This is a genomic window from Rhizobium sp. S152, from assembly GCF_030380735.1.
GTDB lineage: Bacteria > Pseudomonadota > Alphaproteobacteria > Rhizobiales > Rhizobiaceae > Rhizobium.
This window is the reverse complement of sequence record NZ_JAUDRZ010000003.1, coordinates 434,283-444,863: the sequence shown is the minus strand read 5'-3', so window position 1 is coordinate 444,863 and position 10,581 is coordinate 434,283. Positions and strand designations below refer to the sequence as shown.

10 protein-coding genes and 1 pseudogene are annotated in these 10,581 nt (G+C 59.3%); 5 read left to right on the top strand and 6 right to left on the bottom strand.

Annotation, left to right across the window (positions count from 1 at the left end; all coding sequences use genetic code 11):
- Positions 1-309: 309 nt before the first annotated feature.
- From treS to QTL95_RS06720, 3 genes and pseudogenes are all read right to left on the bottom strand, one after another.
- Positions 310-1,968: pseudogene (gene treS, locus QTL95_RS06730) on the bottom strand (maltose alpha-D-glucosyltransferase); the annotation flags it as partial.
- Positions 1,965-3,272: a PQQ-dependent sugar dehydrogenase gene (locus QTL95_RS06725; RefSeq protein WP_442981263.1), complete on the bottom strand. Its 1,308-nt coding sequence runs from the start codon at positions 3,270-3,272 to the stop codon at positions 1,965-1,967. The pseudogene treS and the gene QTL95_RS06725, both read right to left, overlap by 4 nt.
- 31 nt (positions 3,273-3,303) lie before the next feature.
- Entirely contained in the window at positions 3,304-3,747 is a 444-nt protein-coding gene (locus QTL95_RS06720) for a DUF2231 domain-containing protein (protein ID WP_289719181.1), read from the bottom strand.
- 205 nt (positions 3,748-3,952) lie between these two features.
- On the opposite strand from QTL95_RS06720, the gene QTL95_RS06715 reads away from it, so the two are divergent.
- From QTL95_RS06715 to QTL95_RS06705, 3 genes are all read left to right on the top strand, one after another.
- Positions 3,953-4,639 carry an MgtC/SapB family protein gene (locus QTL95_RS06715; RefSeq protein ID WP_289719211.1) on the top strand — a complete coding sequence of 229 codons (687 nt, stop codon included), beginning with the start codon at positions 3,953-3,955 and terminating at the stop codon, positions 4,637-4,639.
- Between the two features lie 133 nt (positions 4,640-4,772).
- On the top strand, positions 4,773-5,126 hold the full coding sequence (locus tag QTL95_RS06710; RefSeq protein ID WP_289719180.1) for a PAS domain-containing protein: 354 nt from the start codon (positions 4,773-4,775) through the stop codon (positions 5,124-5,126).
- 208 nt (positions 5,127-5,334) lie between these two features.
- Complete coding sequence (locus QTL95_RS06705; protein WP_289719179.1) at positions 5,335-6,069, top strand: Crp/Fnr family transcriptional regulator; 735 nt, start codon at positions 5,335-5,337, stop codon at positions 6,067-6,069.
- A 6-nt stretch (positions 6,070-6,075) separates the two neighbouring features.
- On the opposite strand, the gene QTL95_RS06700 is transcribed toward QTL95_RS06705, so the two are convergent.
- The gene (locus QTL95_RS06700) at positions 6,076-6,807 is read right to left on the bottom strand and encodes a Crp/Fnr family transcriptional regulator (RefSeq protein ID WP_289719178.1); all 732 of its coding nucleotides are present in this window, start codon (positions 6,805-6,807) and stop codon (positions 6,076-6,078) included.
- Positions 6,808-6,927: 120 nt separating this feature from the next.
- Positions 6,928-7,299: a response regulator gene (locus QTL95_RS06695; RefSeq protein WP_289719177.1), complete on the bottom strand. Its 372-nt coding sequence runs from the start codon at positions 7,297-7,299 to the stop codon at positions 6,928-6,930.
- 147 nt (positions 7,300-7,446) lie between these two features.
- Between QTL95_RS06695 and QTL95_RS06690 the strand changes: the two genes are divergently transcribed.
- Complete coding sequence (locus QTL95_RS06690) at positions 7,447-7,836, top strand: response regulator (protein ID WP_289719176.1); 390 nt, start codon at positions 7,447-7,449, stop codon at positions 7,834-7,836.
- An 87-nt stretch (positions 7,837-7,923) separates the two neighbouring features.
- Positions 7,924-8,430: a sigma-70 family RNA polymerase sigma factor gene (locus tag QTL95_RS06685; RefSeq protein WP_289719175.1), complete on the top strand. Its 507-nt coding sequence runs from the start codon at positions 7,924-7,926 to the stop codon at positions 8,428-8,430.
- A gap of 58 nt (positions 8,431-8,488) precedes the next feature.
- Here QTL95_RS06685 and QTL95_RS06680 read toward each other — a convergent pair whose 3' ends face one another.
- Entirely contained in the window at positions 8,489-10,567 is a 2,079-nt protein-coding gene (locus tag QTL95_RS06680; RefSeq protein ID WP_289719174.1) for an FAD-dependent oxidoreductase, read from the bottom strand.
- Positions 10,568-10,581: the final 14 nt, after the last annotated feature.

Genomic DNA, 10,581 nt, shown 5'->3' with positions numbered 1-10,581 from the left:
GAACGCCGGCAGAGGTCTTTCGAAAGAAACTCCTCGCCCAGATACGCTACGCCGGTTAGCTTGAGAGGCCCCGCAAGTCGCGCTTCAGCATGAACTCACACCGGGGCAGATTCCATTTTCAAATGTAACGAGGACAATAACGGCCATGGTTTCAGGAGGTTGGAATGTCACACTCCCCGGTCTGAACGACGTCTGGGAGAATGCAGATGGGATTGATAGCGATGAGCGAGCGCGATTTGCAACGGGTCGAGGTTTTGTCGAAGGTGATCGCCGACGTCTACATCAGCTGGTGGCGGCACCGTTATTCGTCAGCTTGAACCAGAAATACGCATACGGCTGGAAGGTCAGAGAATAGCGTTGGCGGCCGATCGCCGGAAACATCGTCTCGCCCGTTAGCTCGACGGGCACCAGGCCTTGCATGTCCGGCAGGTCTATCCTGACAGCCTGTGAGGTTTTCGACAGGTTGGCAGCGCAGAGAATGATATCGTCCCTGCACTCCCTGAGATAGGCCAGCACGCTGTCGTTGTCGGTCTTTAGAAACCGCATCGAACCGCGACCGAACGCGGCATGTTCGGCGCGAAGCCGCAGCGTCTGCCGGATCCAGTTGAGCAGGGAATGCGGATCGTCATCCTGCTCGGCGACATTGATGGCCGCATAGCTGAACTGGGGATCGGTGATGACGGGAAGCGCCAGCTTCGGCGGTGCAGCCTGCGAGAAGCCGGCATTCTCGCGGTCTGACCACTGCATCGGCGTTCGCACTCCGTCGCGATCGCCGAGGTCGATATTGTCTCCCATTCCGATCTCATCGCCGTAGTAGAGAACCGGACTTCCCGGCAGCGACAGCAACAGCATATGCAGCAGTTCGATCCGGCGACGATCCTGGCCCATCAGCGGAGAAAGCCGGCGGCGAATACCAAGGTTGAGCCTTGCGCGTTTGTCGGCCGCGTAGGTTTCCCAAAGAAAGTTCCGCTCTGCTTCGGTCACCATCTCCAGCGTCAGCTCGTCGTGGTTACGAAGAAAGATCGCCCATTGGCACTCATCCGGAATGGACAGCGTCTGCCGGAGGATCGTCTTGATCGGCTTGGCGCTTTCTTTCGCGATCGCCATGAACATGCGCGGCATCAGCGGAAAATGGAATGCCATATGGCATTCGTCACCCTCACCGAAATACTCACGCGCCTCCTGCTGCCAGAGATTGGCTTCGGCCAACAGTATGACATCGGGATGCTTCCGCTCGAGCTTCTTGCGAATGTGTTTCAAAAGCGCATGCGTTTCCGGCAGGTTTTCATTGTCGGTGTGTTCGCGCTCGACGAGATGCGGGATCGCATCGAGGCGAAAGCCGTCGACGCCCTTGTCCAGCCAGAAGCGCATCGTGTCGAGAAGCTCCTCGACGACCTCCGGATTACGGTAGTTCAAGTCCGGCTGATGAGAATAGAAGCGGTGCCAGTAATAGGCCTTGGCGACAGGATCCCAGCTCCAGTTCGACTTCTCCGTATCGACGAAGATGATGCGCGTTTCCGCGAACTTGTCATCGGTATCCGACCAGACATAGTAGTCACGCTCCGGCGATCCCGCCGGCGCGCGACGAGCGCGCTGGAACCATGGATGCTCGTCGGATGTGTGGTTGACCACCAACTCGACGACGACACGAATTCCCAGCCCATGGGCCGCATCGACGAAAGCTTGAAAGTCGTCAATATCACCGTACTGCGAGCTGATGCCCCGGTAGTCCGAAATATCGTAGCCGTCGTCGCGGCGTGGCGAAGGATAGAATGGCAACAGCCAGATCGTGTTGACGCCAAGCGAGGCGATATAGTCGAGCTTTTGGGTCAAGCCCTTAAAGTCGCCGACCCCATCTCCGTCGGCATCGAAAAAACTCTTGACGTGAAGCTGATAGATCACGGCGTCCTTGTACCACAGCACATCGCCGTTCAAACGGTTCCTGACCGGCCTTTCGTGACGGTTCATTGCGCCGTCACGCGCCAGATGGTGTTGCCGACGTCATCCGCGATCAGCAGTGCGCCCTTTCCGTCCACACCGACGCCGACGGGACGACCGCGGGCCTGGTTCTGGCCGTCTAGAAAGCCGGTCACGACATCCTGGGGCGGGCCGCCAGGCTTGCCGTCGCGAAACGGCACGAACACGACCTTGTAGCCGTTGAACGAATGCCGGTTCCAGCTGCCGTGCTCGCCGACGAAGGCACCGCCGCGATAGCTCTCCGGCAGATTGGCGCCGGTGTAGAACGTCATGCCGAGTGGCGCCACGTGCGAGCTCAGCGCGTAGTCGGGGACGATCGCCTTGGCGACCAGATCCGGACGTTGCGGCATCACGCGCGGATCGACATTCTGGCCATAGTAGCTGTATGGCCAGCCGTAGAAACCACCGTCCTTCACCGACGTCATGTAGTCAGGCACGAGATTGGGACCGAGTTCGTCCCTCTCGTTGACGACGGTCCAGAGCGCCTTCGTCTGCGGCTCGATGCTCAGGCCGTTCGGATTGCGCAGGCCGGCCGCGAAAATGCGATGGCGGCCGCTCTGTCGGTCGACCTCCCATATGGCGGCGCGGTTTTTCTCCGCCTCGATACCGTTCTCGGTGATGTTGCTATTGGATCCGACGCCGACGTAGAGCGTATTGCCGTCCTCGCTCGCCACGAGGCTCTTCGTCCAGTGGTGATCGATCGGCCCGCCGGGCAGTTCGGTCAACACTGTGCCGGCCTCGGTGATCTTGGTTTCGCCCTCGCGATAAGGGTAGCGCACGATCGCGTCGGTATTGGCGACGTAGAGATCACCGCCAACCAGCGCCACGCCGAAGGGCGAGTTTAGATGATCGAGGAAGACCTCGCTTATCTCCGCGACGCCATCGCCGTCGGCGTCGCGCAAAAGGGTGATGCGGTTGCTCGGTGCGCTTTTTCCGCCACCGCCGCCCGTTGCGAAAGACTGTACCCAACCGACGATCAGATCCTTGGGGCGGGTGACCGGCTCTCCCTCGGGCGCCGTTGATTGGACCGCCAGGACATCCCCGTTCGGCAAGGTGTAGATGGACCGAGGATGGCCCAGGCCCGTCGCCATGGCCTGAATCTTCAGCCCGTCGGCGACCTTCGGCGTCTCCCCGTCCTTCCAGCCGACGACCTTTGCGACATGCATGGGCGGAACGAAGAACTGCGACTGTTCGGGTAGCTTAGGGTTGGGGCCGATCTCGACAGGATCGGGCTCATCGTCGCTGCAGGCGGCAAGCGACAATGTAGCCGCGCAAGAGAGCAATCCGCCGAGCATGGTTCGCAGGTGGGGGTGCCGGAAGAACATCTCACCATCCTCCCACGGTCAGTCGATGAACCCGTGCGCCAAGCACGGCAACGATCAGGATAAGCACGACGGTCGCTGCGGAAAGGGCGAGCCCCATTGGCATGACCGAAGTCCAGGCGTCCCTGCTATGCACGAACGAATTGAGGATCGCCAGGGCGAGAACGATCACACAGCCGAAGACATAGAGCCATCCGGCCAGGGTCCGTAGCGCGAGCAGCCCGCGAAAGGCATCCACCATGCCGGCTACGAAGCCTAGCGCTCCCAACACGGTAGCAGCCAACAGCAGCCAAGCGGAAAAATTGGTCCACATCATCTGCATGGTTTGCGAATAAGCGATGTCGGTCAGCAACGCCCCGATGAGGCAGGCAGCGGCGAAGTGGAAGGGTATCGAGCGGAGACGAAACCTGAATGCGCGGGGTACAGGTTGGGAAACGACATAGGTCATGGTGCAATCCGAGCAGCTGTAACTCGGTAATGAACTGACCGTGGCGGTAATTGTTCCCGGGTATTGATGCCATTCTGCCCGTTTCATCAACCACTTGCTTTTGACTGCGCCGCCCTAGCTTCTTGTCATGCGGTAAAGGAGGTTCCCGTGCGAAGAAAGCGCCTGCATCTACTCGCCCGAGAGGACTCCGGCTTTGATTGATACGATGCCGGCCGATCCAAGCTGGGAAGATATCGCGGTCCGCATTCTGGCCACGCTGGTGGCGGGGCTGCTCATCGGCGCCAACCGGGAGCAAGGCGGTCATGCCGCCGGGCTGCGCACGACGATGCTGGTGGGGTTGGCAGCCTGCATATCGATGATCCAGGCGAACCTCCTCCTTTCCACCAGCGAAAGTGCCAACGGATCGATGGACATCCTGCGCTTTCCGCTCGGCATCCTGACAGGCGTGGGGTTCATCGGCGGCGGCGCCATCCTCCGGCGGGGCGATATCGCCACCGGCGTGACGACGGCGGCAACGCTTTGGGTGATAACAGCCATCGGCTTAAGCTTCGGCGGCGGCCAGATCATCGTCGGCACCGTCGCGACGATCGTCGCCCTCGCCGTCCTTTCACCGCTGAAGCACATCACCACATGGCTCGCATGCGAACAGAAGAGCTCGGTCACCATTCAGATGCCGAAACGCGAACACCTTCCCGATATCACGGAGGCGCTTCCCAAGGGATCAGAAGCTCGTTTCACAGCCATTCAACGGATCGACGACCATAGCGACGCTCTCGTCTATGAAATCAGATGGCGTTCGAAATTGGGCAACAACGGCGCGGGCGAAATCGCCGAAATGTTACGAGAACGATTTATTGTGATCGCGTTCGAGTACCGCGCCACCATGACGTGACCCCGGCCAGCAGACAACTGTACGTTTCATGACGATAGCTGGCAAAGAATCCCTGCTCGCTCCAGATAACCATCAATCATCCTGGGGTTGATACCGCAGACGTCAGAGGGGCGAATTGGGAGGGCAACATAACGTGAACTTTGGAGTTTCGGAGGAGGAACCGGGCATCTGGACATGGTGCTTGGAGAAGAACGTCTTTTACGCAGATACGGCGCTTGCCAGGCTCCTCGGCCTGGATCCCGACGAAGCATTGTGTGGCCTGTCGATCGAACACTATATCGCAAGCATCCATCCGCTCGACCGGAAACGCGTGGCGCACTCGATCTCCGAGGCGGTCGCGGATGGCGGGCCCTATTTTGATGAGTACCGCGTCGAGGACTGTTTTGGCGAAATCAGAAAAGTCATGGCGCTCGGGCGGTGTTTCCGCGATCGAACCGGCAACCCTGTCCACTACGCAGGTATAACCTATCCTTTGCCGCCATTTTAGACGATCGTCGCCACAGCGCTCTCATGGGTTGAACGCCCCGCCGGCCTCATGAATTATGAAGGCGCAAACATCGTAGAAGCAAAGACTTAGCGGTCCCCTCCGCTCGAATGTCGAAACCGCACAGAGGTCGTCGGCCTATGGAATAGCGCGTGCATTACCGCCTATGGTGGCCACCGGGTCCGATTGGTTCGGTGACTCGGGGATCGTAATGGCAGGCTTTGAAATAACCAATATCAGGAACAGGATTCTAGTTAGTCTTCCCGAAAACAGTCTGGCCCTCCTTGGCGATTTTCTGCAGCCTGTCGAATTGCCGGCTAAGCAAGTGCTCGTGCAATCCGATGAGCGACCGTCGCACGCCTATTTTATCGAGAACGGCCTCGCCTCAATGATCGCCTTGAGCCCTGATGGCGAGAGCGTCGAGGTCGGGCACATCGGCTTCGAAGGCATGTCAGCTGCCCATATTGTGCTGGCTGCGGACACCACGCCGAACCAGACTTTCATGCAGGTGAGCGGTTGCGGATATGCGTTGCCGATCGATCGTCTGCGACGCGCGACCGAAGAGGATCCCGTGCTCCTCGAGCTGTTGCTCCGCTACAACCCCTATGCGGCCCTGCAGCTTGCAAATTCGGCGCTGGCGAATGCACGGTACAGCATCAATGAGCGCCTCGCACGCTGGCTGCTGATGGTGCACGATCGGCTGCGGAGCGACGACCTTCCGCTGACCCACGAATTCCTGGCACTCATGCTCGGCGTCAGGCGATCCGGCATCACCAACGAGCTTCACGTTCTCGAGGGCATTCACGCCATCCGGGCAACGAGGGGGAATGTAAAAATTCTCGATAGGCAGAAGCTGGAAGTTATCGCGGCGGGAAGCTACGGCACCCCGGAGCGAATCTACGAGGATCTTTTTGGTGCCCAACTCAACAGACCTCGCTTCGGTTAAGCCGCGTCACACTTGAGGCTTTGCCACCTGCATGAGCCGTTCGTATTCCTTTTCCGGCAATCCGTAACAGTCGCCAGCGATCGCCATCAGCTTTGCCCGGTCGAGAACGCGGATATTGCCCCGCGTGGCCTTGATGGCGCGCATGCCCTCCGCGATATGCAGATGGTCGGTCACGCCGGAACGCCGGACGCCGAGCATGAGGGCAAGGAACTCATGGGTCAGCGGAAGGTCGTCGGAATCAATCCTGTCATGCGACATCAGCAACCAGCGCGCCAATCTTGCCGGCACGTCGTAACGCGCGTTGGCCAGAGCGGATTGCGCCACCTGGATCGAAAGATACTGCATGAAGCGCAGAAAGAGCTCATGGGCGTCATCATCGGCGGCGAGCGCCTTCCTGAAGACCGCGACGGGAATACTGATGCCCTCCCCCGCCACCTGCATGTAGGTGCTCGTCGGTGTACTATCGGCACATAGCACGACGTGCCCGCCGGCCATCGCCTCACGCCCGAGGTGTCCAACCTCCACGCTCTCGCCCGTTTCGCTGGTCGAGACGACCGACGCGATACCGGATTCGATGAAATAAACATGATCTGTCCGGCGGTAAGGATGGACCAGTGAATGCCGCACCGGCAGATCGACGCGTTCCATGTGCGGCTGAAGAATGCCATATGCGGTTTCAGACAGACGCTTGATAAGATGGTTCGTTACCTTCAGGCGGTCTACGGCTATGAAAGACATGATGAAGTCTCCGGACCCTTCCCCTCATGTGAGGTCAACCGGCACGACAGCGAAAGGTTCCGACTTTATTTGTCGGCGGGTTATGTCCACAATGCCTGCCGCTCACGGCACGCTGATCGCCTACCCCGCAGCCGATGCTCGCTCTATCGCTGCCGCGAGCATCGCGTCATCGGCAGGTTTCATCAGCCACTCACACGTGGCCAGGGCCTCGCCATCCGTCTGAGGATCGTAGGAACGGCCGGAATAGATAACCGTCGGGACCTCTGCGTCCGCAAGAATGGCAACAAGATTCTCTGCCGTGTCGCCTTTCAGATGGTAGTCGATGATAGCGATTGCTGGCTTGACGTGCTGAAGCCAGGAGAGTGCCGCAACGGTATCCGAAAAAGCCTCAACCTTCCCATAGCCAAGCTCGCGCAACACATCCTCGAGCTCGAGTACTATGAACAGCTCGTCCTCAACAATCAGCGCAACGTTGGTGCTTGATCCACTCATGCCCTAGAAAGTATAGCGGAATCAGCCAGCCGCAACAACGTGAGCAGGAGTGTACGCTACCGTACCGCCGCTCTCCGACCGGTTTCGGGAAACCTCAGCCTACGATCTTGGTTTGGATCACATGGATCAACCACGAAGACCCCAGCGATGGACAATACCTCGGACAGCCTTGGCCTTTTGAACGGAAAACATCTGCTGATCGTCGAGGAAGGTTTCTTCGCGGCAGACGAAATACGTGTGGCGCTGTGCGGTCTGGGAACAATTCTGATGCCGCCTGCGCCCTCCGTTGAGTCAGGCATGGCGATCATTGACCGACAACGGGTGGATGGCGCGATCCTCGATATTCGGCTCGACGAAACGACGGTTTTTCGGCTTGTCGAACGCTTGCAGGAATATGGCATTCCCTTCGTTTTCGTGGCAACGCCGCCACATGATCTTGCCCGAGAACGCTACGGCGGCTATGTCCTCTCCGACAACCCGGATGAACTCGGCGATATTGCCAGGGCTCTCTTCGATCCGGTACCGGCTGCTCACTAGGCCTAATTGTACGTTAACGTACAACTATGGGGCTGGTTGGAACAAAGGCTGTCCGTGGCTCTTCCTCCAAAGACTGGAGGATCCAACATGGTTTCCGAACAAACGATGGCCTGCTCGATAGAGGAAGAGGTCATCCTCCTCATTCCCGCCCTGAATGCTTTCGCGAGAACCTTTCACAAGAGCCCTGTGGACGCGGAGGATCTGGTGCAGGAAACGCTCCTCAAGGGGCTATCCAACATCGATCGGTTTCGTCCCGGCACGAAGCTGAAGTCGTGGCTCTTCACAATCATGCGAAACTCGTTCTGCACGCGTTTTCGCGTCGGCAAGCGAGAAGTCGTCGGCCTCGAAGACTGCGCGTCCCATGCTGGCAGCGTCGCGCCGGAACAGGAATGGCGAGTGCGTGGCCAGGAACTGGAACGTGCGTGTGGGAGCCTGCAAGAACCTTTCAGATCGGCTTTCGAATTCGTCTTTATAGAAGGACGCTCCTATGAAGAGGCCGCGCAGCGGTTTCATTGCGCCACGGGCACGATCAAGAGCCGCGTCAACCGCGCTCGTCAGCGCATCGCCGACGACCTCGGCGAAACCGCCGCGTGAGCAAGACTAGCAGCCTGCAAGCCATACCGGGATCACCGACAGGCTCATACGGCCTTACCTAGCCTTTAAGATCGTATATCTGCCCCGTCAGCCACGCGGGCCAATCGCGCTCAAAGAAGTTCCTTGTTGTCCCATCGAGCCTGCGATTGGGACGCGTCGATGTCTGAAGCCTGTCCCCAATCACTCTGACAATAATTTGCTCATCCTTGTGTGCGTCACGCTCCCGGCGGAAACGGAACGCCTCGAGTGCGCCTGAATTCGCTAGCGGAACGGCCTCGCCTTCGGCGTCGCAAATGGCACGCGCGCCCCGGCTGCCGCCGCCGTTACGGATGAAATAATCCAACGCCTCCAGCACCGCCTCGGACGCCAGCGCCATCTGTCGCCATTGTAACGCTCTTGCGGTTTCCGATGTTCTTTCGACAGCAACACCTTTGCTCCTGATGTTGCGGTTGAGCTGGCGAGCCTCAAGTAACGCTGCGGACACGCTTTTTTCGTTGCATATGATCCCAGCTTTATCGCTCATCCTGGCTTGGACCTCGTTCCGTATGCTCTTTATCGTCAAGGGACTGTCCGACCTCAACGTCCCAACAAGTTCGGCTACCGCGGCTTGTGTGATGTCTTGCAAATCGCGTTCCGATGCGCTGCCTGCTTTTCCGCTCGCGCTAATATGTTCCGCGACGCGCGTTCCGAAGACCTGTCCCGCATTCAACGCAGCACCTCCCGGTCGCGTTACGCCATGGGTGCCGGCTGCTTCGCCCACCGCGTAGCAGCCCGTAAGGTTCGTCCTCCCCCAGATATCAACCAGGATACCGCCGTTCATATGCTGGTTGTTCACGGCGAACTCAAGCGGCGCCGCGGTAATGTCGGTCTTGTAGCGACGGTAGAGTTCGATCGACAGGGGGTTCATGTGGCGCAACCGCTGAATGGGAAGCGCCTGGTTTGCGCCCGCCGTACCAAGGTAGCGCTTTACGTCATCGTCGAGCCGTTCCAACGAGAACGGCAGATCGTCCCCCACCGGTAGAGGATTTCGGTTGAAATCCATATAGACGCGGCGTCCGGCCGCGCCTTCCCGGTAGATCGCGAGGTCCACGAGGCTGGACCCGAAGTCCAGCATTCTGGTGGAATGAAACGGCCACTGATAGCCCTTGCGGAATATGTTCGACGCCATCTCCTGCGTCGTTCGATAGTAGCGCGCGAGAAAGTGATCCTCCGCACCATCCGCGTCGATCGAATAGATGTGTGGTATAGCTTGCACATATGTGCCCGACAGATTCCACGGAAAGCCTTCCCGGCGCGTGCCTATACCGAACTGGCTTTCCGTGAGGTTGACCAACTCAATCCCGGCTTCGAGGGCCAGCCCAAGCGAGCCGAAGCAACCGTTCGGGTAGACGCTATCGCGGTAGAGTTCCCCAGGCCCCCCGGCCGCAAGCACCACTGTCTCCGCCGCGAAGATGACCAGGCCGAGCCGATTCTTGTCCGACCGGTCGTTCGGACGGACGGCGAGGATACCGACCACCTGGCGCGTATCCCCGCTTTCGTCGACCAGCACCCGCACCGCTGTTGTATGGTTGTAGAGGGGAATGGACAGCCGGTTCGCTTCCTCCGCCAGGACTTTGACCATCAATCTTGATGTCCTCGGGCCGCAACTCGTCGCGCGGCCGACCTCGTCGTGGTCCGTCTGATATCGCAATGTACCACCAAGCCGCTCTTGCGGAAGCGGGAGACCGAGATATTGGAGCGAGGCCATCATACGCCCAGACCCCACGGCCTCGACATAGGCGGTATCCTCATCCATGGCGCCGCCAGCCCGTATCGCCTGTGCCATCGCCTTGTAATTGTCGCCCTGGTCCGCGGTATTCGCGGTGTGAAGCGTCTGCTTGTCCGATCCAGAGCAGGCCGAGGTCCCGCCCCAGGCGCTTTGGCTTATGATCGCCACATCCCCGCCACGGCGGTCGAGTTCCACGGCGGCGCGCAGACCCGCGGCTCCCGAGCCCACGACTACGCATCCCGTCCGATAGATCGGGATTTCGAATCCGTCAGCGTGGATGATCTCCGAAGGCGCCTTCTCCCTCAACTGCCGGGGCATGTCCACATCGGTCAATGCGTCGAGGATTTCTTGAGGAACATCGATACTCATCAGCCAGATCCTTG